Annotated in this window: 25 protein-coding genes; 5 read left to right on the forward strand and 20 right to left on the reverse strand. The window is 68.2% G+C overall.

Annotated features, from left to right (window positions below; all coding sequences use genetic code 11):
- Nucleotides 1–12 precede the first annotated feature (12 nt).
- The gene (locus ACWFRJ_RS18530) at nt 13–768 is read left to right on the forward strand and encodes an ABC transporter permease (protein WP_453531402.1); all 756 of its coding nucleotides are present in this window, start codon (nt 13–15) and stop codon (nt 766–768) included.
- 13 nt (nt 769–781) lie between these two features.
- Entirely contained in the window at nt 782–1,369 is a 588-nt protein-coding gene (locus ACWFRJ_RS18535; protein WP_453531405.1) for a cob(I)yrinic acid a,c-diamide adenosyltransferase, read from the forward strand.
- On the opposite strand, the gene ACWFRJ_RS18540 is transcribed toward ACWFRJ_RS18535, so the two are convergent.
- Nucleotides 1,366–1,920 carry a hypothetical protein gene (locus tag ACWFRJ_RS18540; protein WP_453531408.1) on the reverse strand — a complete coding sequence of 185 codons (555 nt, stop codon included), beginning with the start codon at nt 1,918–1,920 and terminating at the stop codon, nt 1,366–1,368. The genes ACWFRJ_RS18535 and ACWFRJ_RS18540 overlap by 4 nt on opposite strands.
- Nucleotides 1,921–2,073: 153 nt before the next feature.
- Between ACWFRJ_RS18540 and ACWFRJ_RS18545 the strand changes: the two genes are divergently transcribed.
- The 3 genes from ACWFRJ_RS18545 (at nt 2,074) to ACWFRJ_RS18555 (ending at nt 5,968) form a co-directional block, all read left to right on the forward strand.
- Nucleotides 2,074–3,288, forward strand: coding sequence for a sensor histidine kinase (locus ACWFRJ_RS18545; RefSeq protein WP_453531410.1), 1,215 nt, complete (start codon nt 2,074–2,076; stop codon nt 3,286–3,288).
- On the forward strand, nt 3,285–3,941 hold the full coding sequence (locus ACWFRJ_RS18550; protein ID WP_453531413.1) for a response regulator: 657 nt from the start codon (nt 3,285–3,287) through the stop codon (nt 3,939–3,941). Before ACWFRJ_RS18545 ends, ACWFRJ_RS18550 begins: the two co-directional genes overlap by 4 nt.
- Before the next feature lie 191 nt (nt 3,942–4,132).
- Entirely contained in the window at nt 4,133–5,968 is a 1,836-nt protein-coding gene (locus ACWFRJ_RS18555) for a glycosyl hydrolase family 18 protein (RefSeq protein WP_453532365.1), read from the forward strand.
- A gap of 77 nt (nt 5,969–6,045) precedes the next feature.
- On the opposite strand, the gene ACWFRJ_RS18560 is transcribed toward ACWFRJ_RS18555, so the two are convergent.
- The 19 genes from ACWFRJ_RS18560 to rho form a co-directional block, all read right to left on the reverse strand.
- On the reverse strand, nt 6,046–6,495 hold the full coding sequence (locus tag ACWFRJ_RS18560) for a DUF2550 domain-containing protein (protein ID WP_453531416.1): 450 nt from the start codon (nt 6,493–6,495) through the stop codon (nt 6,046–6,048).
- 129 nt (nt 6,496–6,624) lie between these two features.
- Complete coding sequence (locus tag ACWFRJ_RS18565) at nt 6,625–6,999, reverse strand: F0F1 ATP synthase subunit epsilon (protein WP_389903119.1); 375 nt, start codon at nt 6,997–6,999, stop codon at nt 6,625–6,627.
- 109 nt (nt 7,000–7,108) lie between these two features.
- The gene (gene atpD, locus ACWFRJ_RS18570; RefSeq protein ID WP_453531420.1) at nt 7,109–8,551 is read right to left on the reverse strand and encodes a F0F1 ATP synthase subunit beta; all 1,443 of its coding nucleotides are present in this window, start codon (nt 8,549–8,551) and stop codon (nt 7,109–7,111) included.
- Nucleotides 8,551–9,468, reverse strand: coding sequence for a F0F1 ATP synthase subunit gamma (locus ACWFRJ_RS18575; RefSeq protein WP_453531423.1), 918 nt, complete (start codon nt 9,466–9,468; stop codon nt 8,551–8,553). Before ACWFRJ_RS18575 ends, atpD begins: the two co-directional genes overlap by 1 nt.
- A gap of 20 nt (nt 9,469–9,488) precedes the next feature.
- Complete coding sequence (gene atpA / locus ACWFRJ_RS18580; protein WP_453531426.1) at nt 9,489–11,087, reverse strand: F0F1 ATP synthase subunit alpha; 1,599 nt, start codon at nt 11,085–11,087, stop codon at nt 9,489–9,491.
- A gap of 126 nt (nt 11,088–11,213) precedes the next feature.
- Complete coding sequence (locus ACWFRJ_RS18585; RefSeq protein WP_453531428.1) at nt 11,214–12,035, reverse strand: F0F1 ATP synthase subunit delta; 822 nt, start codon at nt 12,033–12,035, stop codon at nt 11,214–11,216.
- Nucleotides 12,032–12,580, reverse strand: coding sequence for a F0F1 ATP synthase subunit B (locus ACWFRJ_RS18590; protein WP_453531431.1), 549 nt, complete (start codon nt 12,578–12,580; stop codon nt 12,032–12,034). Before ACWFRJ_RS18590 ends, ACWFRJ_RS18585 begins: the two co-directional genes overlap by 4 nt.
- 38 nt (nt 12,581–12,618) lie before the next feature.
- Nucleotides 12,619–12,858 (reverse strand): ATP synthase F0 subunit C, encoded by a 240-nt coding sequence (gene atpE / locus ACWFRJ_RS18595; protein WP_055564408.1) that lies wholly within the window; start codon nt 12,856–12,858, stop codon nt 12,619–12,621.
- 78 nt (nt 12,859–12,936) lie between these two features.
- Nucleotides 12,937–13,707, reverse strand: a complete 771-nt coding sequence (atpB, locus tag ACWFRJ_RS18600) for a F0F1 ATP synthase subunit A (protein WP_453532368.1) — start codon at nt 13,705–13,707, stop codon at nt 12,937–12,939.
- A gap of 276 nt (nt 13,708–13,983) precedes the next feature.
- Nucleotides 13,984–14,421 (reverse strand): hypothetical protein, encoded by a 438-nt coding sequence (locus tag ACWFRJ_RS18605; RefSeq protein ID WP_453531436.1) that lies wholly within the window; start codon nt 14,419–14,421, stop codon nt 13,984–13,986.
- A gap of 260 nt (nt 14,422–14,681) precedes the next feature.
- Nucleotides 14,682–16,016, reverse strand: coding sequence for an MraY family glycosyltransferase (locus tag ACWFRJ_RS18610; RefSeq protein WP_453531438.1), 1,335 nt, complete (start codon nt 16,014–16,016; stop codon nt 14,682–14,684).
- A gap of 130 nt (nt 16,017–16,146) precedes the next feature.
- Nucleotides 16,147–17,418, reverse strand: a complete 1,272-nt coding sequence (locus ACWFRJ_RS18615) for a serine hydroxymethyltransferase (RefSeq protein WP_453531440.1) — start codon at nt 17,416–17,418, stop codon at nt 16,147–16,149.
- 148 nt (nt 17,419–17,566) lie between these two features.
- Nucleotides 17,567–18,208, reverse strand: a complete 642-nt coding sequence (locus tag ACWFRJ_RS18620) for an arsenate reductase/protein-tyrosine-phosphatase family protein (RefSeq protein ID WP_453531443.1) — start codon at nt 18,206–18,208, stop codon at nt 17,567–17,569.
- Nucleotides 18,205–18,852, reverse strand: a complete 648-nt coding sequence (locus ACWFRJ_RS18625) for an L-threonylcarbamoyladenylate synthase (RefSeq protein ID WP_453531446.1) — start codon at nt 18,850–18,852, stop codon at nt 18,205–18,207. Before ACWFRJ_RS18625 ends, ACWFRJ_RS18620 begins: the two co-directional genes overlap by 4 nt.
- Nucleotides 18,853–18,899: 47 nt before the next feature.
- On the reverse strand, nt 18,900–19,745 hold the full coding sequence (prmC, locus tag ACWFRJ_RS18630; protein WP_453531449.1) for a peptide chain release factor N(5)-glutamine methyltransferase: 846 nt from the start codon (nt 19,743–19,745) through the stop codon (nt 18,900–18,902).
- A 48-nt stretch (nt 19,746–19,793) separates the two neighbouring features.
- Nucleotides 19,794–20,870 (reverse strand): peptide chain release factor 1, encoded by a 1,077-nt coding sequence (prfA, locus tag ACWFRJ_RS18635; RefSeq protein WP_453531452.1) that lies wholly within the window; start codon nt 20,868–20,870, stop codon nt 19,794–19,796.
- A 129-nt stretch (nt 20,871–20,999) separates the two neighbouring features.
- On the reverse strand, nt 21,000–21,221 hold the full coding sequence (rpmE, locus tag ACWFRJ_RS18640) for a 50S ribosomal protein L31 (protein ID WP_453531455.1): 222 nt from the start codon (nt 21,219–21,221) through the stop codon (nt 21,000–21,002).
- 168 nt (nt 21,222–21,389) lie between these two features.
- Nucleotides 21,390–22,505, reverse strand: coding sequence for an LCP family protein (locus tag ACWFRJ_RS18645; RefSeq protein WP_453531458.1), 1,116 nt, complete (start codon nt 22,503–22,505; stop codon nt 21,390–21,392).
- A 365-nt stretch (nt 22,506–22,870) separates the two neighbouring features.
- On the reverse strand, nt 22,871–24,973 hold the full coding sequence (rho, locus tag ACWFRJ_RS18650) for a transcription termination factor Rho (protein ID WP_453531461.1): 2,103 nt from the start codon (nt 24,971–24,973) through the stop codon (nt 22,871–22,873).
- Between the last annotated feature and the right edge of the window lie 300 nt (nt 24,974–25,273).

Raw genomic sequence — 25,273 nt, forward strand, 5'->3', positions numbered from 1 at the left:
AGGACCTCACCCATGTCTGCGTTTCTCTCCGACACCGCGCTGATCTTCGGCCGGTACGCCCGCCAGACCCTGCGCTCCAAGTTCCAGATCCTCTTCGGCGTCCTGATGCCGCTGCTCTATCTGCTCTTCTTCGGCCCGCTCCTGACCGACCTGCCACTGGGCTCGCGCGGCGACTCCTGGCAGGTGCTCGTGCCGGGCCTGCTGCTCCAACTCGGCCTGTTCGGAGCCTCGTACAGCGGATTCGCGATCATCATCGAGAAGCAGTTCGGCGTGGTGGAGCGGATGCGGGTGACGCCGGTCAGCCGGCTCGCGCTGCTTCTGGGGCGGGTGCTCCGCGATGCCGTGCTCTTCGTCTTCCAGTCGGTGCTTCTCGTGCTCGCGGCCGTGGTGATGGGGCTGCGGGCGCCCCTCGCCGGCATCCTCATCGGCTTCACGTTCGTGGGCGTCCTGACGGTCGTCCTCGCGTCCCTCTCGTACGCGCTCGCCCTGCTCGTCTCCAAGGCGCACGAGTTCGGCCCCGTCATCAACGCGGTCAGCATGCCCTCGATGCTGCTCTCCGGCCTGATGCTGCCGATGGCGCTCGCGCCGGGCTGGCTCGACGTGCTCTCGCACTTCATGCCGTTCCGCTACCTCGTGGACGCGGTGCGGGCCGCCTACGTGGGCCAGTACGCGAGTACGGCGATGCTGTACGGCGTCCTGATGGCCGCCGCTCTCACGCTCGGGTCCGTGACGGTGGGCACACGTGTCTTCCGGAAGGCGGGCGCGTAACTAGGCTGGCCTCATGGTCAATCTGACGCGCATCTACACCAGGACCGGCGACCAGGGCACGACGGCCCTCGGCGACATGAGCCGGACCGCCAAGACCGATCTGCGGATCTCGGCGTACGCCGACGCCAACGAGGCCAACGCGGCCATCGGCACGGCGATCGCCCTCGGTCAGCTCGACGAAGAGGTCGTGAAGGTCCTGGTCCGGGTCCAGAACGACCTCTTCGACGTGGGCGCCGACCTGTCGACGCCGGTCGTGGAGGACCCCAAGTACCCGCCGCTGCGTGTCGAGCAGTCCTACATCGACAAGCTGGAGGGGGACTGCGACCGCTTCCTCGACGAGTTGGAGAAGCTGCGCAGCTTCATCCTGCCGGGCGGTACGCCGGGTGCGGCGCTGCTGCACCAGGCGTGCACCGTCGTGCGGCGGGCCGAGCGGTCCACGTGGGCCGCTTTCGAGGTGCATGGGGCCAGTAAAGAAAGTGGCAGTATGAACCCCTTGACGGCCACCTACCTCAACCGGCTCTCCGACCTGCTGTTCATCCTGGCCCGGACGGCGAACAAGTCGGTCGGCGATGTGCTCTGGGTGCCCGGCGGCGAGCGCTAGGCGCTCACCTCGATCCTCTCGGCAGGCGCCTTCTTCGGGAACACCGTGTACCACCCCGCGATGATCACGTTGAGGCCGATCAGCTTCAGCATTCCCTGCTGCCACATCCGCAGCGAGCTGACGTCCCCGTCGCCCCCGACGTACCAGACCGCCCCTTGCAGCAGCCCCATGGCGATCAGGGCGGCCAGGATCCAGCGGGCGGCGATCTTCCACTCGTGGACGGCGCGGGCCGTGCCGTACTTGGGGGTGGACGGCGGCGGGCCGCCCGCGAAGCGGTGGGCGACGCGGACGTCCACCCACTTGATCGTGTAGTGACCGAGCGCGACGGAGTAGCCGATGTAGACGGCGGCCATGCCGTGCTTCCAGTCGGGCTCCGCGCCGTTCTTCAGGTCGATCGCGGTGACGACGAAGAGGACGACCTCCAGGATCGGCTCGCACAGCAGCACCGCGACACCGGCGCGCGGCATCTTCGCCGCGTAGCGCAGGGCGAGGCCGCCCGCCAGCAGCACCCAGAAGCCGACCTCGCAGATGATGATCAGTGTGACGATCACGGTTCACTCCTCTCGGTCACCTTTCCAGGCTCCCGTCGGACCGGCCGCGAATCATCGTCGCCAGTGACGAAGTGACACTGCATCCTTCGATGTAGGGCACGGTTCCTCCCCCAGGACCAGGCATCGCCCCGGCGCGCCGTGTTGGATGGACGCATGGCCCTGTCCCTCCCCCGTCCGCACCGCGTCGACGTACAGATCTCCGTCGGCAGCGTGCTCGCCGGGCTCGCGCTGTGGGGGCTCGGGCTGCACTCCCAGACCGACCGGCTGCTCGGCGGCACCTGGGCGCTCATCCCGCTTTTCGTCCTCGCGGGACTCGAACTGCTGCGCAGGAGCAGGCCGCAGACCGCCCTGATCGTCGGCACGCTCGCCCTGGTCGCCGATCAGTTCACGGACGGCAATCTGGCGTCGATCGTGATGTTCACGGACATCACGTACGCGGCCGTGGTGTACGGAACTCCGGCCGCCGCCCGGCGCATCCCGGTCACCACAGGGCTGCTCACTGTGGCCGTGACGGTCGGGTTCCTTGCCTGGTGGAGGGAGCCTGAGGCGATCCTCATCGGCGTCCTCACCGGCCTGATCTCCTTCGCCCCAGCGACCACCGGCGTTCTCGTGCGCACCCACCGCGAGGCCGCCGTGGCCGCACGCCTGCGGGCCGAACAGACCGCGCTGCTCGCCGAGATGGACCGCGTACAGGCCATCACCGCCGAACGCGCCCGGATGGCCAGGGAACTGCACGACATGGTCGCCAACCACCTCTCGGCGATCGCCATCCACTCCACGGCCGCGCTCTCCCTCAACGATCCGAAGACCACCCAGGACGCTCTCTCCGTCATCCGCGAGAACAGCGTCGAGGGCCTGTCCGAGATGCGGCGCCTCATCGGGATCCTGCGCGACTCCAGCGACGACCGGGAGCCGACGGCCTCACCCACTCTGGACGGCCTCGGCGCCCTGATCGCCAACGCCCGTACCAATGGTCTGGACGTCACGCTCGACGACACCCGCACCCCGGCCGGCTCCAAGCTCCCCGCCCCGGTCGAGCTCGCCGCGTACCGCATCATCCAGGAGTCCCTGACCAACGCACTCAAGCACGCGTCGCCCGGCCTGGTGACGGTGACGCTCAGCCAACGGCGGCACGCCCTCGAAATGCACGTGACCAGCCCTTACGGCTCCCCCTCCGGCCCCCGCGCACCGGGCTCCGGAGCGGGCCTCGTCGGCATGCGGGAGCGCACCGAACTCCTGGGCGGCACGTTCGAGTCCGGGCCCGAGAGCAGCGACGTACACGCCGACGGGAAGGTCTGGAGCGTGCACGCGACCCTGCCCGTCGACCCCTCAGACCTCGACCCCATTGACGAAGGAGTGACCGAATGATCCGCGTGCTCGTCGCCGAGGACCAGTCCGCCGTACGGGCGGGGCTCGTCCTGATCCTGCGCAGCGCACCGGACATCGAGGTGATCGGCGAGGCCTCGGACGGCGAGGAGGCGGTGGCGCTCGCCCGTGAACTGCGGCCCGATCTGGTGCTCATGGACATCCAGATGCCGCGTCTGGACGGGGTGTCCGCGACCCGGCAGGTCGTCGCCGACGGCCTCTCGGACGTGCTCGTCCTGACCACCTTCGACCTCGACGAGTACGTGTTCGGGGCGCTGCGCGCGGGTGCCTCCGGGTTCCTCCTGAAGAACACCGAGGCCAAGGACCTGCTCGAGGCGGTCCGTGCGGTCGGCCGCGGCGAGGGGCTTATCGCCCCCGCCGTCACACGGCGCCTGATCGCAGAGTTCGCGGCCCCGAGGACCATGAAGCCGCCGCGCCGCGAGAACGGACCCGATCCCGCCATCCTCGACACCCTCACCCGCCGCGAGCGCGAGGTGCTCGCCTGCCTCGGTGAGGGACTGTCGAACGCCGAGATCGCGAGCCGTCTGAGCATGGCGGAGGCGACGGTGAAGACCCACGTCAGCCGACTCCTCGGGAAGCTGGAGCTGCGCAGCAGGGTCCAAGCGGCGGTGCTCGCTCAGGAGTTGGGCGTGTGAGACCGGATCCGGTGCGCCCGACCGGCGCGATCCGGCCAATGGTTCAGACCTCTTGACCGCTGGTCCAGACCTTTCTATTCTCACCGCACTGCGGTGAGCACTCCCCCACGTGTTCCACGTGCTCACGGGCGGCGCAGGGATCCACCCCTATGACCCCCCGGATCTCACCCGAGGAGCACACCTTGCGCACCTTGCGCTTCAGACACAGAGCCGTGGCAGGCCTCACCACCCTGCTGCTCCCACTCGCCACCCTCGTCGCACTCGGCGGTCCCGCCGAAGCCGCGCCGGAAGCCGCCCCCGCGGCCACCGCCACGTATGCCAAGACCCAGGACTGGGGCAGCGGCTTCGAAGGCAAGTGGACCGTCAAGAACACCGGTACGACCTCCATCAGCTCCTGGAACGTCGAGTGGGACTTCCCCACCGGCACGAAGGTGACCTCCGCCTGGGACGCCACCGTCACCAACTCCGGCAACCGCTGGACCGCCAAGAACCTCGGCTGGAACGGGACGCTCGCCCCCGGTGCCTCGGTCTCCTTCGGGTTCAACGGCTCGGGCCCCGGATCGCCCTCCAACTGCACGCTCAACGGCGGCAGTTGTGACGGCGGCAGCGTCCCCGGCGACAACCCCCCGTCGGCACCCGGCACCCCCACCGCGTCCGACATCACCAACACCTCGGTGAAGCTCGCCTGGAAGGCGGCCACCGACGACAAGGGCGTCAAGAACTACGACGTCCTGCGCGACGGCTCCAAGGTCGCCACCGTCACCGGCACCTCGTACGCCGACAGCGGCCTCACCGCCGGCACCGACTACTCGTACACGGTCCAGGCCCGCGACACCGCGGACCAGACGGGCCCTGCCTCCGGCGCCGTCAAGGTCCACACGACGGGCGGCGGCGACCCGGGTCCCGGCCCCGGTGACAAGGTAAAGCTCGGCTACTTCGCCCAGTGGGGCGTCTACGGCCGCAACTACCACGTGAAGAACATCGACACGTCGGCCTCCGCCTCGAAGATCACCCACATCAACTACGCCTTCGGCAACGTCCAGGGCGGCAAGTGCACCATCGGTGACTCCTACGCCGACTACGACAAGGCCTACACCGCCGACCAGTCCGTCGACGGCGTCGCCGACACCTGGGACCAGCCCCTGCGCGGCAACTTCAACCAGCTGCGCAAGCTCAAGGCGAAGCACCCGAACCTCAAGGTCCTCTGGTCCTTCGGCGGCTGGACGTGGTCCGGCGGCTTCACCGACGCGATGAAGAACCCGGCCGCATTCGCCAAGTCCTGCCACGACCTGGTGGAGGACCCGCGCTGGGCCGACGTCTTCGACGGCATCGACCTGGACTGGGAGTACCCCAACGCCTGTGGCCTGACCTGCGACACCAGCGGCCCGGCCGCGATGAAGACCATGATGCAGGCCTTCCGCACCGAGTTCGGCAAGGACAACCTGGTCACGGCCGCCATCACCGCTGACGGCTCGAACGGCGGCAAGATCGACGCGGCCGACTACGGCGGCGCGTCACAGTACGCGGACTGGTTCAACGTCATGACGTACGACTTCTTCGGCGCCTGGGCCGCCAAGGGCCCGACGGCCCCGCACTCCCCGCTCAACTCCTACTCCGGCATCCCGCAGGAGGGCTTCAACACCGCCGACGCGATCACGAAGCTGAAGGCGAAGGGCGTCCCGGCCGCGAAGCTCCTGCTCGGCATCGGCTTCTACGGCCGCGGCTGGACGGGCGTGACCCAGAAGGAGCCGGGCGGCACGGCCACTGGCGCGGCGCCCGGCACGTACGAAGCGGGCATCGAGGACTACAAGGTCCTGAAGAACAGCTGCCCGTCCAACGGCACCATCGCGGGTACCGCTTACGCACACTGCGGCACCAACTGGTGGTCTTACGACACCCCGGCGACGGTCAAGAGCAAGATGGCCTGGTCGAAGCAGCAGGGCCTGGGAGGCGCGTTCTTCTGGGAGTTCAGCGGAGACACCGCGAACGGTGAGTTGGTGTCTGCCATCAATGACGGTCTGAAGTAGCGGCCGTCCCCGCATAGACGAAGCCGGGAAGACAAGTTCGCCCCTTGTCTTCCCGGCTTCTCGCTGTCCTTACGGGCTCAGGCCACGTTCACCCGTTGCCCGGGAGGCGCCGCCTCCAGCCATGCCAGGAAACCCGTCAGCGCGTCCTCGCCCATCGCAAGCTCAAGGCGGACGCCCCGGTGCAGACAGCCGAGCACGATCGCGTCCGAGAGCAGCGCGAGCTCCTCCTCGCCGTCCGGAGCGCGCCGGTCGACGACCTCGATGGCCGAGCGCTCGAGGACCCGGCGCGGCCGGGGGGCGTAGGAGAAGACGCGGTACCACTCGATCCGGTCGCCGTTGTAGCGGGCGACGCCGTACCCCCAGCCTTTGCCGGAGGTGTCGCCCTTCTCGGGGGCCTCCCAGCGCAGGCTGCAGTCGAAGGTGCCGCCGGAACGCTGGATGAGCCGGCGCCGCAGTCCGAAGACGAAGAGCCCCACCAACACCAGACCGACCAACACGAGTCCGCACACGAGCAGAGTGAGGATCATCGGCACCGACCTCCTCGCCTCTTCGAAACGGACCAACAGAATTGCACCCGCATTGCCTCAGCCGCGACCCGGTCCGGATTGCTCCGGACCTGGCCGCGGCTGAGTCACGTCAACGCCGTCGCGCAGGTTTCAGCGCGACGAAACCGCCCGCAGTCGGACGTCCGCACGACGCTCGGCGGAGGCGTCTGCCTCCGACTTCGCGCGCTCGAGCGCCCGCTCCGCACGCTGTACATCGATCTCGTCCGACAGCTCGACGATCTCAGCAAGCAGTGACAGCTTGTTGTCCGCGAAGGAGACAAATCCTCCGTGGACGGCAGCGACGACAGTGTCGCCGTCACTCGTACGAATGGTCACCGGGCCCGATTCCAGCACACCGAGCAGCGGCTGGTGACCGGGCATGACGCCGATGTCGCCGGACGTGGTGCGCGCGACGACCAGGGTGGCCTCGCCGGACCAGACGCTACGGTCCGCGGCGACCAGCTCGACATGCAGCTCAGCAGCCAAGGGTGGCTCCTCGGGTCACCACCCGGCGGCTTCGCCGGGTGTTGGGTCAAATTCTAGTGGGCGTATCGGGAGGGGCGGGACGCGCCCACCCCTCCCGGGAGTCACAGACTCAGGAGACGCCGAGTTCCTTGGCGTTCGCCTTCAGGTCCTCGATGCCACCGCACATGAAGAACGCCTGCTCGGGGAAGTGGTCGTAGTCGCCGTCGATGATCGCGTTGAACGCGGTGATCGACTCGTCCAGCGGCACGTCCGAACCGTCAAGACCGGTGAACTGCTTGGCGGCGTGGGTGTTCTGCGACAGGAAGCGCTCGACGCGACGGGCGCGCTGAACGACCAGCTTGTCCTCTTCGCTGAGCTCGTCGATGCCGAGGATCGCGATGATGTCCTGGAGGTCCTTGTACTTCTGCAGGGTGCCCTTGACACGCATGGCGGTGTCGTAGTGGTCCTGCGCGATGTAGCGCGGGTCCAGGATGCGGGACGTCGAGTCCAGCGGGTCGACCGCCGGGTAGATGCCCTTCTCCGAGATCGGACGCGACAGCACGGTCGTCGCGTCGAGGTGCGCGAAGGTCGTGGCCGGGGCCGGGTCGGTGAGGTCGTCCGCGGGGACGTAGATCGCCTGCATCGAGGTGATCGAGTGACCACGCGTCGAGGTGATGCGCTCCTGGAGGAGGCCCATCTCGTCGGCCAGGTTCGGCTGGTAGCCCACCGCGGAGGGCATACGGCCGAGCAGGGTCGAGACCTCGGAACCGGCCTGCGTGAAGCGGAAGATGTTGTCGATGAAGAACAGCACGTCCTGCTTCTGCACATCGCGGAAGTACTCCGCCATGGTCAGACCGGCAAGGGCGACGCGCAGACGCGTGCCCGGCGGCTCGTCCATCTGGCCGAAGACCAGGGCGGTCTTGTCCAGAACGCCCGACTCCTGCATCTCGTCGATGAGGTCGTTGCCCTCACGGGTGCGCTCGCCGACACCGGCGAACACGGAAACGCCCTCGTGCAGCTTGGCCACACGCATGATCATTTCCTGGATGAGGACGGTCTTGCCGACGCCCGCTCCACCGAACAGACCGATCTTTCCACCCTTGACGTACGGGGTGAGAAGGTCGACGACCTTCAGGCCGGTCTCGAACATCTCGGTCTTGGACTCGAGCTGGTCGAAGGCCGGGGCCTTGCGGTGGATCGGCCAGCGCTCGGTGACCTGAGCCTCCGCCTCCGGCTCGTTCAGGATCGCACCGAGGGTGTTGAACACCTTGCCCTTGGTGATGTCACCGACGGGGACGGTGATGCCCTCGCCCGTGTTGGTCACCGCGGCCTGGCGGACCAGGCCGTCGGTGGGCTGCATCGAGATGGCGCGGATGATGCCGTCACCGAGGTGCTGGGCGACCTCGAGCGTCAGCGTCTTCTTCTCGCCGTCCTTGGCCGGGTCGGCCACCTCGACGTGCAGCGCGTTGTAGATGTCCGGCATCGCGTCGACGGGGAACTCCACGTCGACGACCGGGCCGATCACCCGGGCGACGCGGCCCGTGGCAACGGCCGTATCAACAGTGGTCGTCATTACTTGTCACTCCCCGCAGAAGCGTCGGCCAGGGCACTGGAGCCACCGACGATCTCGCTGATTTCCTGGGTGATTTCGGCCTGGCGGGCCGCGTTGGCAGAACGGGTGAGAGCGTTGATCAGGTCACCCGCGTTGTCGGTCGCCGACTTCATCGCGCGGCGCGTGGCGGCGTGCTTGGAAGCAGCCGACTGGAGCAGCGCGTTGTAGATACGGCTCTCGACGTAGCGCGGCAGAAGGGCGTCGAGGACGTCCTCCGCCGACGGCTCGAAGTCGTACAGCGGGCGGGCCTCGTCCGTCGTGCCCGCCTCCTGAGCGACCTGCTCGAGGCTGAGCGGGAGCAGCCGGGAACCGGCCGCTTCCTGCGTCATCATCGAGATGAACTCGGTGTAGACGAGGTGGAGTTCATCCACGCCGCCCTCGGCCGAGTCCTTCTCGATGGCCTCGATCAGGGGCGCGGCGATCGTCTTGGCGTCCGCGTAGGAAGGGGCATCGGTGAAGCCCGTCCACTGCCCGGCGATCTTCCGCTCACGGAAGTTGTAGTGCGCGATGCCACGGCGGCCGACGATGTACGTGTCGACCTCCTTGCCCTCGTCCTGCAACTTCTTGGTGAGCTTCTCCGCGGCCTTGATGGCGTTGGAGTTGAAGGCGCCGGCCAGACCGCGGTCGCTCGAGAGGAGCAGGACAGCGGCCCGGGTCGGAGCCTCGGCCTCGGTGGTCAGCGGGTGCTTGTCATTGGCACCCGTGGCCACCGCGGTGACCGCGCGGGTCAGCTCGGTCGCGTACGGCGTGGAGGCGGTCACCTTGCGCTGTGCCTTGACGACACGCGAGGCGGCGATCATCTCCATCGCCTTGGTGATCTTCTTGGTCGCGGTGACGGATTTGATGCGACGCTTGTAGACCCGGAGCTGGGCTCCCATGAGTCAGGTCCCTTCCGTCGTCACTTGGACGCGTCGACGGCAGCCGGAGCGTCCTCGCCGAGCAGCTTGCCGTCCGAGGTCTCGAACTGCTTCTTGAACTCGGCGACGGCGTCGGTGATGGCCGTGATCGTGTCGTCGGACATCTTGCCGCCCTCCTTGATGGAGGTCATCAGGCCCTGCTCCTTGCGGTGCAGGTAGTCGAGCAGCTCGCGCTCGAAGCGCCGGATGTCGGCGACCGGTACCTCGTCCATGCGGCCCGTGGTGCCGGCCCAGATGGAGATGACCTGGTCCTCGGTGGCCATCGGCTGGTACTGAGCCTGCTTGAGCAGCTCGACCATCCGCGTACCGCGCTCGAGGGAGGCCTTCGACGCGGCGTCCAGGTCGGAACCGAAGGCGGCGAACGCCTCCAGCTCACGGAACTGGGCGAGGTCCACGCGGAGACGGCCGGACACCTGGCGGATCGCCCTGTGCTGGGCGGAGCCACCGACACGGGAGACCGAGATACCGACGTTCAGGGCCGGACGCTGACCGGCGTTGAACAGGTCGGACTCGAGGAAGCACTGGCCGTCGGTGATGGAGATGACGTTGGTCGGAATGAACGCCGACACGTCGTTCGCCTTCGTCTCGACGATCGGGAGACCCGTCATCGAGCCCTTGCCCATCTCGTCCGAGAGCTTCGCGCAGCGCTCGAGCAGACGCGAGTGCAGGTAGAAGACGTCACCCGGGTAGGCCTCGCGCCCCGGCGGGCGGCGGAGCAGCAGGGACACGGCGCGGTAGGCGTCGGCCTGCTTCGAGAGGTCGTCGAAGATGATGAGGACGTGCTTGCCCTCGTACATCCACTGCTGGCCGATGGCCGAACCGGTGTAGGGCGCCAGGTACTTGAAGCCCGCCGGGTCGGACGCCGGGGCGGCGACGATGGTCGTGTACTCGAGCGCGCCGGCCTCTTCGAGGGCACCGCGCACGGAGGCGATGGTGGAGCCCTTCTGACCGACGGCGACGTAGATGCAGCGCACCTGCTTGTTCACGTCGCCCGAGCGCCAGTTGTCGCGCTGGTTGATGATCGTGTCGACGGCCAGGGCGGTCTTGCCCGTCTGGCGGTCGCCGATGATCAGCTGACGCTGGCCACGGCCGATCGGGGTCATCGCGTCGACGGCCTTGTAGCCGGTCTCCATCGGCTCGTGGACCGACTTGCGGTCCATGACCGTGGGGGCCTGCAGCTCGAGGGCGCGGCGTCCTGACGTCTCGATCTCGCCGAGACCGTCGATCGGGGCGCCGAGCGGGTCGACGACGCGGCCGAGGTAGCCCTCGCCCACCGCGACGGACAGGACCTCGCCGGTACGGGTGACCGGCTGGCCCTCCTCGATGCCGCTGAACTCGCCGAGTACGACGGCGCCGATCTCGCGCTCCTCAAGGTTGAGGGCGAGACCGAGGGTGCCGTCCTCGAACTTCAGCAGCTCGTTGGCCATGGCCGAGGGGAGGCCCTCGACCTTCGCGATACCGTCACCGGCGACGGTGACCGAACCGACCTCCTCGCGCGAGGCCGCGTCCGGCTTGTACGCCTGGACAAAGTTCTCCAGTGCGTCCCGGATCTCCTCCGGCCGGATCGTGAGCTCCGCCATCTGGGTTCCCTGCTCTCCTTGTTGGGCCCGAAGTTTCACTTTGGGGGTCTGGGGACTCCCCCCAAGTAAGAGGTGAATCCTCTGCACGGCCCAACTAGGGCCGTAATGACAACGTTTTGAGTACTACTAGCTCGCCATGCGGCGGTGCGCGTCCTCGAGTCGGTCCGCGATGCTGCCGTTGATGATCTCGTCGCCGACCTGCACCGTGATCCCGCCGAGGACCTCGGGGTCCACGTCGAGGTTCAGGTGCATCTGGCGGCCGTAGACCTTCGCGAGGGCTGCACCGAGGCGCTGCTTCTGCTGGTCCGAAAGCGGAACAGCCGAAGTGACGACGGCGACCATGCGGTTCCGGCGGTCCGCGGCAAGCTTGGAAAGGGACTCGAGTCCCGCTTCCAGGCTACGTCCACGGGGCGCGGTCACAAGTCGCTCGACCAGCCGCTCCGTCACCGCGTTGGCACGGCCGCCGAGCAGGCTGCGCAGCAGCTCGCTCTTGGCGGCGCCCGTGGCGGCGCGGTCGGTCAGCGCGGAACGCAGGCCGGTGTTCGAGGAGACGATCCGGCCGAACCGGAACAGCTCGTCCTCGACGTCGTCCAGCGCGCCGGACTTCTGCGCACCGGTCAGCTCGGCGAGGTTGGTGAGCTCCTCGAGGGCGTCCACCAGGTCACGCGACTGCGACCAGCGCGAGCGGACCAGGCCGGCCACCAGGTCGGCGGTCTCGCCGCCCACCTGCCCGCCGAGCAGCCGCCCGGCGAGCTCGGCCTTGGCCTCACCGGCCTGCGACGGGTCGGTGAGGACCCGGCGCAGTGAGACCTCGCGGTTGAACAGCGCGGTGACAGCGGCCAGCTCGTCCGCGAGCTTCTTGGCGTCGACCGACGTGTTGTCGGTCAGCGCGTCAAGACGCTCGCGCGCGGCGGCCACGGCCTCGCGGCTGGCTCCGTGGGCTGTCATCGAGCAGCCTCGGCCTTCTCCTCGAGGTCATCGAGGAAACGGTCGATGGTGCGACTCTGCCGTGCGGAGTCCTCGAGGGACTCACCGACGAGCTTGCCGGCCAGGTCGGTGGCCAGCTGGCCCACGTCCTGACGCAGCGACTGCGCGGCGGCCTTGCGGTCGGCAGCGAGCTGCGTGTGACCTGCGGCGACGATCTCCTCGCGCTGCCGCTGGCCTTCGGCTCGCATCTCAGCGATGAGCTGGGCGCCCTGCTCCTGCGCCTCCTGGCGCAGACGCGCGGCCTCGTGCCGGGCCTCGGCGAGCTGAGCCTTGTACTGCTCGAGCACGCTCTGGGCCTCGGTCTGAGCGGCCTCAGCCTTCTCGATACCGCCTTCGATCGCCTCACGGCGCTCTTCCAGAACCTTGTTGATGTTCGGGAGGAGCTTCTTCCAGAAGACGAAGAAGACGATGGCGAAGGCGATGGCGCCGACGAGCAGCTCAGGACCCGGCGGGACGAGCGGGTTCTGCTCCTCCTCGGCCGCCAGCTGAACCAGGTTGGCGATCACATCAGTGCCTTTCGTCGAAAAGTGTCAGTAAGCAGTGATTACTTACCGAACACGAACGGCATAACGATGCCGATGAGGGCAAGCGCCTCACAGAAGGCGAAGCCAAGGATCTGGTTGGCACGGATCAGACCGGCAGCCTCGGGCTGACGGGCAAGAGCCTGGGTGCCGTTACCGAACACGATGCCGACGCCGATGCCGGGGCCAATCGCGGCGAGACCGTAGCCGATGGAACCGAGGGAGCCGGAGACGCCTGCGGCGAGTTCGAGGGTCGCGGACATGCCGTTACTTCCTTCTCTTTCATGGACCGGTGGGGGTTGGCCACCGGGCGATCTGGGGGGCTTGAAGCCGGGGCTTGCTCAGTGGTGCTCGGCGAGAGCGCCCTGAATGTAAGTGGCGGAGAGGAGCACGAAGACGTACGCCTGGACCGCCTGCACGAAAAGTTCGAAGAGGATCATGACGATGGTCATCACGAACGAGACGCCGGCCGCCGGGATCATGAAGCTGTTCAGCAGGTACCAGGAGGCGACGGTGAACATCACCAGCATCAGGTGACCGGCGAACATGTTGGCGAAGAGTCGCACGGCGTGCGTGAAAGGACGCACGAGCAGGTTCGAGAAGAACTCGATGAACGACACGAGCCACTTGATCGGGCCGAGCGAGTTGTCGTAGCCGGTGATGTTCTTCCAGCCGCCGACGAATCCGTGGCGCTTAAAGGTGAGAGGCACCCAGATGAAGTAGACGACAGCCGCGAGCACGATCGGGTACGCGATGACCGATGAGACCGGGAACTGGGTCAGCGGGATCACGGACCAGATGTTCATGATCCAGATGAAGAAGAACATCGAGACCATCAGGGGGACGTACTTCTCGCCCTCCTTCTTGCCCATCGTCTCGTAGACGATGCCGCGGCGTACGAAGTCGTAGCCGGCCTCACCGATCATCTGCAGCTTGCCCGGGACGACCTTGGCCTTGCCGAACGCCATAAAGAAGAAGCTGACCACGACGAGGGTCGTCAGCAGGGCGAGCAGCATGACCTTGTTGAACTCGAACCCGCCGACGGTGGCAATCGGCTTGAAGAGGAACGAGTGCAGGCCAGGAGCCGGGAAGCCACAGCCGTTGTCGGACATGATCCGACAGCTCCAGTCAAAGGCGAGCTCAGTTTGGTCAGCACTCACCGCGGGCTCCTTCGGCGTGACGCATAGGTACGGCAACCTCGTTGTCGTGTCGGCGCGGCGCGCAGCCGCGGTTCGGCACCAGACTGGTGTTTCGGATGTGGGCGCGGCGTTCAGGCATCGAGCCTCGCGATCGTGCAGGCGTCAGCTCAGATGCCCGCGCCGGCAGTGCCGCAGTTGGCACCGGACGATAGCAGCATCCCGATCTCGCATTTATCCCGGCCCTACCCTTCACGTCGAGGACCCCGACTTCTCCGGCTTGTCCTTCTGCTCGGAGTCAGGTTCGACGTAAAGAATCTTGGCCTTCATGAACGCGCGGGCCTGCGACGCCATCCACACGACGGTCGCGACCACAAGCCCCACGGCGAACGCCTTGGGGTTGAACAACGTGGTGTCCTTGAAGAGGGCCACGAAGACAAGAAGCAGTAGAAGTTGGGCGACATAGAGCATCAGCCCCATCGCCTGGAACAACTGCGGAAGCGATTTCGCCGTGCGTTGAAGTACGAACATTCCGAGCCCCATGAAGGCGATGACCACCAACGTGCCGATGACCGCACCGAGCGCCCCTTTGCCGCCCGCGACCACAGCACTGACGGCAGCAACGATCACGCCGGCGGCAGCGGTGGGTACGACGGACTGCAGGAGAGTTCGGGTGTCTTGAGACGGCATGGCGGCGCTCCGCTTACTGATGGGGGCAGGGTGTCGTCATGGACGAGCGTAGTCCGGGGTCGAGGGTGTACCTCGGGCCAATAGACCGTCGCACTACGGTCCTTCGGCTCTGTCCCCTGGTTTCGTGAACGGTATCACAAACTATTTGATGAGGTCTTTACCTCGTAGGTGTGCTGGCTGTCACACATGAGAGTTAATCCGCGCGTCTGTGCACGCAGCGCGGCAACTTGTCTGGTATTGGGCAAGTTTGGCGCCGGCGGTCAACTCGACGAACCGGCCTTGCGCCTATCTTCGAAGCGCGAGCGGGTGCCAACGGCCGTCGCTCCGTTGACGCCTGACCCGACCGGAGGACGGTCGTCCGCCTCCGCGTCGGCCTCGTCCGTCGCATCCGCCTCGTCGGTCGCGGAGACGTCCGCCGCCGCTCCCTTGCGCCGCCGGTAGCGCGGCGGCACGAAGGCCTCGGCCCAGCGCGGGATGTGCGGGGTGAACCGCGGCAGCATGAGCAGCACGAGTCCCACCGCGCTCAGGGCAACGATCACGAACAGGATCCACATGCTGGCCGAGTGGACCGAGTAGGCCACCGTGCCGAAGCCGATGAGCGCCGACCAGAAGTACATGATCAGCACCGCACGGCTGTGGGAGTGGCCGATCTCCAGGAGGCGGTGGTGGAGGTGGCCGCGGTCGGCCGCGAAGGGCGACTTGCCGTTCCACGTACGCCGGACGATCGCGAGGACCAGGTCGGCGAACGGGATCGCGATGATCGTCAGCGGCATCAGGAGCGGGATGAAGACCGGGAGCATCGCGTGCGTGGCATCGCGGGCGCCTCCGAAGTTCAGGCTCAGGGCGTCGCCGTCGATCTGTCCTGTGGCGGAGATCGCGCCCGCCGCGAGGACCAGGCCGATCAGCATCGAGCCCGAGTCCCCCATGAAGATCCGGGCGGGATGGATGTTGTGCGGCAGGAAGCCCATGCACATGCCCATCAGGATCGCGGCGAAGAGCGTCGCGGGGGCAGCGGCCTCGATGCCGTAGCCGTACCAGATCCGGTAGGCGTACAGGAAGAACGCCGTGGCCGCGATGCACACCATGCCCGCGGCCAGGCCGTCGAGGCCGTCCACGAAGTTCACCGCGTTGATGGTGATGACGACGAGCGCGACCGTCAGGAGCGTGCCCTGCCCCTGGTCCAGGAGGACCATGCCGTAGCCGGGGACCGGGATCCACAGGATCGTCAGGCCCTGGAGGACCATGACGCCCGCGGCGATCATCTGGCCGCCCAGCTTGATCAGGGCGTCGATCTCGAACTTGTCGTCGAGGACACCGATGATCCAGATCAGCGCGGCACCGGAGAGCAGTGCGCGCGGCTCGTTCGACCGCTCGAAGACGTCACTCAGGTTCGGCAGGTGATCGGCGACGAGCAGACCGGCGCACAACCCGAAGAACATCGCGATACCGCCGAGCCGGGGCGTGGGCTCCCGGTGCACGTCGCGGGCGCGGATCTCCGGCATCGCGCCGGCCACGATCGCGAACTTCCGCACCGGGCCGGTCAGCAAGTAAGTCACCGCGGCCGTGATGCAGAGCGTCAGCAGGTATTCACGCACGGGCTTCCCCACAGGTATCGCTGGCCATCTCAGCCCCACACCATAGCTCTGCGTGCTTATGGTGGGGGACTTCCGGGTAGCGACGATGGTTGCACGAGTACGTGCGCTTCCTTGACGCGCCTACCCCGACCTAGGCCGGATACGGCGGAAATCTGCCCACCAGTTCACGCACTTCCTCTCGTACTTTCGAGTCCTTCACGTCCTTGGATTCATCTCGCACCGCGTCGGCGACCAGCCTCGCGATCCGCACCATCTCCGCGTCCTTCATGCCCTGCGTGCTGACGGCGGCCGTCCCGAGCCGCAGTCCGCGCCCGTCGGCGCGGGGCAGGGCGCAGGTGTCGAGGACAAGGCCGCGGGCGGCGAGTCTGCCTCGGGCGGTGTGCGCGTCGACGCCCAGGGGCGCGGGGTCGGCGAGGATCAGGTGGGTGTCGGTGCCGCCCGTAGTGATCGCGCAGCCCGCCGCAGCGAGGGATTCAGCCAGAATGCGGGCGTTGGCGACGACCTGATGGGCGTACGCGGTGAAGGCCGGGGTCTCCGCCTCGCCGAACGCGACGGCCTTCGCGGCGATCGTGTGCATCTGCGCGCCGCCCTGTGTGAAGGGGAACACGGCCCGGTCGATACGTGACGCGAGCCCGTCCCCGCACAGGATCAGGCCGCCGCGTGGGCCGCGAAGGACCTTGTGGGTCGTAGCGCACACGACGTCGGCGTACGGCACGGGGCTGGGGGCCGCTCCCCCGGCGATGAGGCCGAGCGGGTGGGCCGCGTCGGCGATGAGGTAAGCGCCCACGTCGTCGGCGATGTCGCGGAAGGCCGCGTAGTCGATGTGCCGGGGGTAGGCGATGGAGCCGCAGACGATCGCCTTCGGCTGGTGCGAGCGCGCCAGGGCCCGCACCTCGTCGTAGTCGATGAGGCCGCTGTCCGGGTCGACGCCGTAGCCCACGAAGTCGAACCAGCGCCCCGAGAAGTTCGCGGGCGAGCCGTGCGTGAGGTGGCCGCCGTACGGCAGGCCCATGGCCAGGACGGTGTCGCCCGGGCGCAGCAGGGCGGCGTACGCGGCGAGGACCGCGGAGGAGCCGGAGTGCGGCTGCACGTTGGCGTGCTCGGCGCCGAAGAGGGCCTTGGCGCGGTCGACGGCGATGCGCTCGGCGACGTCCACCAGCTCGCAGCCGCCGTGGTGGCGGGCGCCCGGATACCCCTCGGCGTACTTGTTGGCCAGCGGGGAGCCGAGGGCGGCGAGCACCGCGGGCGAGGTGAAGTTCTCGGCGGCGATGAGCTGGAGGCAGGACCCCTGGCGGTCCTGTTCGGCGAGGAGGATCTCCGCCATCTGGGGATCCGCGCGGCGGAGCGCGTCGAAGTCAGCGGGCGCCGTCGATACGGCGGTGGGTGCGGTGCTGACCGGCATCTTGGGCTCCGGGCCTCGCGAGGAGTGAGGGTCCCTCTCATGAGGGTCCCTTCAATGTAGGCCCGCCACACGGTGCCCGCGCGGTGTCGCGGACGGATGATCCCCGCCGTATCCGCCCGCCGTGTCCGCCCGCCGCGCAGAGAAAGGTTTACGCCTTGGCGCGCACGCCCGTCAGCGCCGTCACCACAGGATCGAGCGCCTCGTTGATCTCGTCGCCCACGGAGCGGAAGAAGGGCAGCGGCGCCCCGTAGGGGTCGTACACCTCGTCCGCCTCCGCCGTGGGCGCCAGGAGCCAGCCACGCAGCGCCGCGGCGGCCCGTACCAGCGCCCTGGCCCGCTCCACGACACCTCCGTCGACGTCGGGCAGGGTCGCCGGGTCTATGGCCCGCACAAGGCGCGTGAACTCCTTCAGCGTGAAGGTGCGAAGACCCGCCGAGTGGCCCATCGAGATGACCTGCGCCCGGTGGTCCCGGGTCGCCGTCAGGACGAGGTCCGCGCGGATGACGTGCTCGTCGAGCAGCTCGCGCCCTTTGAAGCCGGACGCGTCCGCGCCGAAGTCCGCGAGCACCGCCTCGGCGTTGGTCTCCATGGGGGCGCCCTCGTGCCCCCACGTGCCCGCGCTCTCCACGATCAGGCCGCCGGTGAAGGGATCACCCAGGCGGTCGGCCAGGGCATGCCTGGTCAGCCGCTCGGTGATCGGCGAGCGGCACACGTTGCCGGTGCTGACGTGGAGGATGCGGAACGAATCGGGATAAGCCGCTATGCCACGCCCCGTCTCAGGGGCTGTCAATTCGCCACCTCGAGGTCGGGTACCACCTTGCGGAGCTCCTCCGCGGTCAGCGCACCCGCGCGCAGCAGTACCGGCACCTTTCCGGTGACGTCCACGATCGACGACGGGACGATGCCCGGCGTCTTGCCGCCGTCCAGGTACACGGAGACGGAGTCGCCGAGCATCTCCTGAGCGGCGTCACAGTCCTCCGGGGAGGGGTGCCCGGTGAGGTTCGCCGATGAGACAGCCATGGGGCCGACCTCGGTGAGCAGTTCGATGGCGACGGGGTGCAGCGGCATCCGGATCGCGACGGTCCCACGGGTGTCCCCGAGGTCCCACTGGAGCGACGGCTGCTGCTTGGCCACCAGGGTCAGCGCGCCGGGCCAGAAGGCGTCGACGAGCTCCCAGGCCGACTCGGAGAAGTCGGTGACCAGGCCGTGCAGGGTGTTCGGGGAGCCGATGAGGACGGGCGTGGGCATGTTGCGGCCACGGCCCTTGGCGTCGAGCAGGTCGGCGCACGCCTCCGGGATGAAGGCGTCGGCACCGATGCCGTAGACGGTGTCGGTGGGCAGGACGACCAGCTCGCCACGGCGGACGGCCGACGCGGCCTCGCGCAGACCGGTCGTACGGTCGGTCGCGTCATTGGTGTCGTATCGCCGTGCCATCTAGCGGGCCTCCTCGTACACGAACTGCTGGCTTGAAGTGGGAGTGCTCACGGCATCGCCTTGCGGGCGGTCGCGAACCTCGGCCGGTTGTTGAGGTCGGGGTGATCGGCCGCGTCGGCCCAGCCCCGCTCCTCGGTGAAGATCCACGGCACCTGGCCGCCCTGGGTGTCGGCGTGCTCGATGACGACGACACCTCCGGGCCGCAGGAGGCGGTGTGCGGTGCGCTCGATGCCGCGGATCAGGTCGAGGCCGTCCTCGCCGGAGAAGAGCGACAGCTGCGGGTCGTAGTCGCGGGCCTCTGGAGCCACGTACTCCCACTCGGTGAGCGGGATGTACGGCGGGTTCGAGACGACGAGGTCGACCTGGCCGTCGAGCTCAGGAAGGGCGTCACGCGCGTCGCCCTGGGAGAGCTTGACCCTGGATCCCTCGACGTTCTTGCGCGTCCACTTCAGGGCGTCCTCGGAGAGCTCCACGGCGTACACCCGCGAGCGCGGCACCTCCTGCGCCATGGCGAGCGCGATGGCCCCGGAACCCGTACAGAGATCGACGATGAGCGGCTCGACGACGTCCATCGCGCGCACGGCGTCTATGGCCCACCCGACGACCGACTCGGTCTCCGGGCGCGGCACGAAGACACCGGGGCCGACCTGCAGTTCGAGGTAGCGGAAGAAGGCGCGCGCGGTGATGTGCTGGAGCGGCTCGCGGGCCTCACGGCGCGCGATCGTCTCCCAGTAGCGGGCGTCGAAGTCCGTGTCCTTGACGGAGTGCAGCTCGCCCCGCTTCACGCCGTGCACGAAGGCGGCGAGCTCCTCCGCGTCGTTGCGCGGCGAGGGCACGCCGGCGTCGGCCAGCCGCTGGGTGGCCTGGGCCACTTCCGCGAGCAGCAGGTTCACGCTGGTCCTCCGGGGCTGAGCTGAGCGATGGGCGGGTGCGGTCGGGGCTCAGGCTGCCGCGAGCTTGGCTGCGGAGTCCGCGTCGACGCAGGCCTGGATGACCGCGTCGAGGTCTCCGTCGAGCACCTGGTCCAAGTTGTACGCCTTGAAGCCGACGCGGTGGTCCGAGATCCGGTTTTCCGGGAAGTTGTACGTGCGGATCTTCTCGGAGCGGTCGACGGTGCGGACCTGGCTGCGACGGGCGTCCGCCGCCTCCTTCTCCGCTTCCTCCTGAGCCGCGGCGAGGAGCCTGGAGCGCAGGATACGCATCGCCTGCTCCTTGTTCTGCAGCTGGCTCTTCTCGTTCTGGCAGGAGGCCACGACTCCGGTGGGCAGGTGCGTGATGCGCACCGCGGAGTCGGTGGTGTTGACCGACTGGCCGCCGGGGCCCGAGGAGCGGTAGACGTCGATGCGCAGGTCGTTGGCGAGGATCTCGACGTCGACCTCCTCGGCCTCGGGCGTCACCAGGACACCGGCCGCCGAGGTGTGGATCCGGCCCTGCGACTCCGTCGAGGGCACGCGCTGCACGCGGTGCACGCCGCCCTCGTACTTCATCCGCGCCCAGACGCCCTGTCCCGGCTCTGTCGCGCCGTTGCCGCCCTTGGTCTTCACGGCGACCTGGACGTCCTTGTAGCCGCCCAGCTCGGACTCGGTGGCGTCGATGATCTCGGTCTTCCAGCCGACGCGCTCCGCGTACCGCAGGTACATGCGCAGGAGGTCGCCCGCGAAGAGCGCCGACTCGTCGCCGCCCGCGCCCGCCTTGACCTCGAGGATGACGTCCTTGTCGTCGCTGGGGTCACGGGGCACCAGGAGGAGCCGCAGCTTCTCGGTGAGCTCCTCGCGCTGCTTCTCCATGTCCTTGACCTCGGCGGCGAACTCAGGGTCCTCCGCGGCCAGTTCACGGGCCGTCGCGATGTCCTCGCCGGTCTGCTTCCAGGCACGGTACGTCGAGACGATCGGGGTCAGCTCGGCGTAGCGCTTGTTGAGCTTGCGCGCGTTGGCCTGGTCCGCGTGGACCGAGGGGTCCGCGAGCTTCGTTTCCAGATCGGCGTGCTCGCCGATCAGTTCCTCGACCGCCTCGAACATCGGGGTCTCCTGGTTTTCTGCGTTCCTACGCGAAAGTTCTACGCGAAAAATGGCTGCTGCGTCAGACGGCAAAGCGCCGGTCCCAACCGCCCCCTCCCGAGGGCGGCCGAAGACCGGCGCAGTGGCTCGCTACTTGTTGGCGGCGGCAGCCTTGCCGAAGCGGGCCTCGAAGCGGGCCACGCGGCCACCGGTGTCGAGGATCTTCTGCTTGCCCGTGTAGAACGGGTGGCACTCGGAGCAGACCTCGGCACGGACGGTGCCGCTGGAGATCGTGCTGTGGGTGGTGAATTCGGCGCCACAGGTGCAGCTGACCTGGGTCTCGAAGTACTCGGGGTGGATCTCGCGCTTCAAGGTGTCTCCTAGTTTCGGGAGGGCTCCGGGTCGTACGCGCGGATTGCTCGTACGTGAACCGGGACCGACGTACCAGTCTGCCAGGACCGGCCGCATCTGCCCAAACCGGGGTGGGTTCCGTTCTATTCCCGGCGGGCCGCCGACGTCACTGTCTGTGCCCGCTTGCCGCTACTTCACGACGTCGCTCGCGTCGCCCTTGTCGCCCGCGGACTGCTCGGTGGCGGACTTGGGGATCGCCTTGTCGGCCTTGAGCGCCGCCCAGACCTGCTGGTCGGCCTTCTCCAGGGGCAGGACGCGGTTGGGGTCGTTCGGGTCGTACTCGATGGGCAGGGTGACCATCTTCATGTCGCCCCCGCCGATGCCCTTGAGCCCGCTCGCGAAGCTCGCGAGGCTCTTGACGTCGTTCAGGTCGGAGTCGGTGGTGATGGCGCTGGTCGCGTCGTTCGCGAGGTCGTACAGCTTCTTCGGGTTGCTGAAGACGCCGACGTCCTCGACCTGCTTGATCAGGGCCTTGATGAAGGCCTGCTGCAGCTGGATGCGGCCGAGGTCGCTGCCGTCGCCGACGCCGTGCCGGGTGCGGACGAGACCGAGGGCCTGCTCGCCGGTGAGCTGGTGCGTGCCCGCGTCGAGGTCAAGATGGCTGTCCTTGTCGTGGATGGCCTTCTTGGTGGTGATCCCGACGCCGCCGAGGGTGTTGATGAGCTTCTTGAAGCCCGTGAAGTCGACCTCTACGTAGTGGTCCATCCGGATGCCGGACATCTTCTCCACGGTCTTGACGGCGCAGGCGGGGCCGCCGACCTCGTACGCCGTGTTGAACATCTGGCGCTCGCCGCCCGGATCCGTCCGGTCGTCGTCCGTCTTGCACTCGGGGCGGGATATGAGCGTGTCGCGGGGTATCGAGACGACGCTCGCCGTCTTGTGGCCCTTGTTCACGTGCACGATCATCGCCGTGTCCGAGCGGGCTGCGCCCTCGTCCTTGCCGTACTTGGCGTTGTCGCCCGAGCGGGAGTCGGAACCGAGGACGAGGATGTCCTGCGAGCCGTTGTCGACGTTCTTGGGGCGGTCCGTGCCGAGCGCCGCGTTGATGTCGACGCCCTTGATGTTGCCGTTGAGCTTGAAGTACACGAAGCCGAGGCCCGCTCCACCGAGGACGACCACCGATGCCGCGGTCCACGCGGTGACGACGAGGACCTTGCGGCGCTTCTCGCGCGGCTTGCGGCGCCGACCGCCACCGCCTCGGTGCCGCTTCGGTGCCGTATCCCCGGATGTGCTCTCGTCGCTCATGCGCTCCTCTGTCCTCGTCGGGTCGGTTACCCCCTGCTTTCAGGGTCAGTCGCGAACAGTCGCGGTCTGTCGTTACTAGTCAGACGTGGAAACCGAATGAAGGGTTGCACAGCCACTTGTGGGTGCCCCGGCGCGCGCCCGTGACGCATCGTGCACTCCCCGTCCCGCTCTTCCAGCTTCTCACCTGCGATTTTCTCCGCAATGGGGCTACTGCCCGTGACCATAAGAATCTCTTAGAGGTGTGGCCAACGTCATTCAGCGCCCCTTTCACACTCCGCCCCGCGCCCCGCGCTCCGGACAACGCGGAAGGCCGCCCCCGTCGTGTGACGGGAGCGGCCTTCCGCGTACGTGCCTGTCCGCGAGGACTAGTCGTTGCCGTTGCCCGGCGTCGGCGTGGTCTTCGCGATCTGCATGAGGAACTCGGCGTTCGACTTCGTCTGCTTCATCTTGTCGAGAAGCAGCTCGATGGCCTGCTGCGAGTCGAGCGCGTGCAGCACCCTGCGCAGCTTCCAGACGATCGCGAGCTCCTCCGCGTTGAGGAGGATCTCTTCCTTACGGGTGGAGGACGCGTCGACGTCCACCGCCGGGAAGATGCGCTTGTCGGAGAGCTTCCGGTCGAGCTTGAGCTCCATGTTGCCGGTGCCCTTGAACTCCTCGAAGATCACCTCGTCCATGCGCGAACCGGTGTCGACGAGCGCGGTGGCGAGGATGGTCAGCGAGCCGCCGTCCTCGATGTTGCGCGCCGCACCGAAGAAGCGCTTCGGCGGGTAGAGCGCGGTCGAGTCGACACCACCGGACAGGATGCGGCCGGAGGCCGGGGCCGCCAGGTTGTACGCACGGCCCAGGCGCGTGATCGAGTCGAGGAGCACGACCACGTCGTGGCCCAGCTCGACGAGACGCTTGGCGCGCTCGATGGCCAGCTCGGCGACCGTGGTGTGGTCCTCGGCCGGACGGTCGAAGGTCGAGGAGATGACCTCGCCCTTCACCGACCGCTGCATGTCGGTGACCTCTTCCGGACGCTCGTCGACCAGGACGACCATCAGGTGGCACTCGGGGCTGTTGACGGTGATCGCGTTGGCGACCGCCTGAAGGATCATGGTCTTGCCGGTCTTCGGCGGGGCCACGATCAGGCCTCGCTGGCCCTTACCGATCGGCGCGACGAGGTCGATGATGCGGGTGGTGAGCACCCCCGGGTCGGTCTCCAGACGGAGCCGGTCCTGCGGGTAAAGGGGCGTCAGCTTGTTGAACTCCGGTCGCCCGCGCCCGGATTCGGCCGCCATGCCGTTCGCCGAGTCGAGGCGCACGAGCGCGTTGAACTTCTCGCGGCGCTCGCCGTCCTTGGGCTGACGGACGGCGCCGGTGACGTGGTCACCCTTGCGCAGACCGTTCTTGCGGACCTGGGCGAGCGACACGTACACGTCGTTCGGGCCCGGGAGGTATCCCGACGTACGGATGAACGCGTAGTTGTCGAGGATGTCCAGGATGCCCGCGACGGGGATCAGTACGTCGTCGTCGGCGACCTGCGGCTCGTTGGCGGCGCCACCGAACTCGTCGCGGCCACGACGGCCACGGCGGTCGCGGTAACGGCCACGGCGGCCGCGGCGGCCACCCTCGTCGTCGAAGTCGTCCTGCGGCCCGTTGTCCCGCTGGTCCCGCTGGTCCCGCTGCTGACGGTCGCCACGGTCCTGGCGGTCACCGCGGTCCTGCCGGTCCTGACGGCCGCCACCCTGCTGGCGGTTGCCGCCCTGCCCCTGCTGCTGCTCGTCCTTGTTGCCACGGCGGTCGCGGTCGCGGCCACGGCCCTGGCGGTCACGGCCCTGGCGGTCGCGGCGGCCGTCGGCGTTGTTGTCGCCGGAGCCATCGCCCTTGGCCTCGGACGACGCGTCCGTCCTGGCGTCGTTCTTGTCGTTCTTGGCGTCGTTCTTCGGCTCGCTCTTCGCCTCGGCGGTGACCGTCTCGGGGCTGCCCGCGTCGGCGGTGGCACGGCGACGGCCGCGACGCTCGCCCTTGTCGGCACCCGCGGGCTGGCCCGGGATGTCGATCTGCTGCTGGGCGGCCTCTTCGGCCTTGGCGCCCGCGGCCGGCTCGGCCTTGTCGGCCTTGCTCGCCTTGGCGGCCTTCTCCGTGCTCGCTGCGGTGTCCTCGCCCGTCCGGGCCTTCGAGGTGGCGCGGCGCTTGGGCTTCGTCTCGGCTTCGGCGGACGAAGCGGACGCGGCGCTCTTCGCGGGGGATCCCCCGCCGGCCTGGGCTTCCTTGATGACCTCGATCAGCTGGCTCTTGCGCATGCGCGCAGTGCCCTTGATACCGAGGCCGGATGCGACCTGCTGCAGTTCCGCCAGCACCATGCCATCGAGGCCGGTGCCGCGGCGCCGCCGGGACCCGGCCGAAGCACCGGTGGCAGGCGCCGCAGAGGCGTCCGTCGCGGGCGTGTCGGCAGTCACGCCCATCAGATCGGTGGTGTCGCTCACGAAGGGTCCTTCCCTGGAGCGGACGTCGGCCTGTCTGGCTCGGCGACCGGTTGTGCTGTCCGGAGGTCCTCTGGTGTGTGGACCGTGCCGGGGCGGTGGTCCGCCAACGCGCGGCGGAAGAATTCACTGGTGATGGCGAGTCCCGGTGAGGTGCCACTCATGTGCGGTGTCACTCGACTCGGTCACGCCGGTTCCGGAGCGTGCTCGGCACCGCTCAGTGCGAGGCACAGAGCAGTTTGGGAGGCTCCCGGAAGGATGGATGTCCCGGACGGGGACACGAAGCACCTCGCCATGGTGGGG

It is taken from the genome of Streptomyces sp. NPDC055239 (assembly GCF_053606205.1).

Excerpts from the sequence above, each read along its gene's own strand:
- ACWFRJ_RS18645 (WP_453531458.1), bottom strand. The coding sequence starts at position 22,505 with ATGAGCGACGAGAGCACATCCGGGGATACGGCACCGAAGCGGCACCGA.
- ACWFRJ_RS18615 (WP_453531440.1), bottom strand. The coding sequence starts at position 17,418 with ATGCCGGTCAGCACCGCACCCACCGCCGTATCGACGGCGCCCGCTGAC.
- atpA (WP_453531426.1), bottom strand. The coding sequence starts at position 11,087 with ATGGCGGAGCTCACGATCCGGCCGGAGGAGATCCGGGACGCACTGGAG.
- prfA (WP_453531452.1), bottom strand. The coding sequence starts at position 20,870 with ATGTTCGAGGCGGTCGAGGAACTGATCGGCGAGCACGCCGATCTGGAA.
- ACWFRJ_RS18545 (WP_453531410.1), top strand. The coding sequence starts at position 2,074 with ATGGCCCTGTCCCTCCCCCGTCCGCACCGCGTCGACGTACAGATCTCC.
- ACWFRJ_RS18560 (WP_453531416.1), bottom strand. The coding sequence starts at position 6,495 with ATGATCCTCACTCTGCTCGTGTGCGGACTCGTGTTGGTCGGTCTGGTG.
- ACWFRJ_RS18530 (WP_453531402.1), top strand. The coding sequence starts at position 13 with ATGTCTGCGTTTCTCTCCGACACCGCGCTGATCTTCGGCCGGTACGCC.
- ACWFRJ_RS18575 (WP_453531423.1), bottom strand. The coding sequence starts at position 9,468 with ATGGGAGCCCAGCTCCGGGTCTACAAGCGTCGCATCAAATCCGTCACC.
- ACWFRJ_RS18625 (WP_453531446.1), bottom strand. The coding sequence starts at position 18,852 with ATGGCACGGCGATACGACACCAATGACGCGACCGACCGTACGACCGGT.
- atpD (WP_453531420.1), bottom strand. The coding sequence starts at position 8,551 with ATGACGACCACTGTTGATACGGCCGTTGCCACGGGCCGCGTCGCCCGG.
- atpE (WP_055564408.1), bottom strand. The coding sequence starts at position 12,858 with ATGTCCGCGACCCTCGAACTCGCCGCAGGCGTCTCCGGCTCCCTCGGT.
- ACWFRJ_RS18550 (WP_453531413.1), top strand. The coding sequence starts at position 3,285 with ATGATCCGCGTGCTCGTCGCCGAGGACCAGTCCGCCGTACGGGCGGGG.
- ACWFRJ_RS18605 (WP_453531436.1), bottom strand. The coding sequence starts at position 14,421 with ATGCCGTCTCAAGACACCCGAACTCTCCTGCAGTCCGTCGTACCCACC.
- ACWFRJ_RS18585 (WP_453531428.1), bottom strand. The coding sequence starts at position 12,035 with ATGACAGCCCACGGAGCCAGCCGCGAGGCCGTGGCCGCCGCGCGCGAG.
- atpB (WP_453532368.1), bottom strand. The coding sequence starts at position 13,707 with ATGTCCGACAACGGCTGTGGCTTCCCGGCTCCTGGCCTGCACTCGTTC.
- ACWFRJ_RS18535 (WP_453531405.1), top strand. The coding sequence starts at position 782 with ATGGTCAATCTGACGCGCATCTACACCAGGACCGGCGACCAGGGCACG.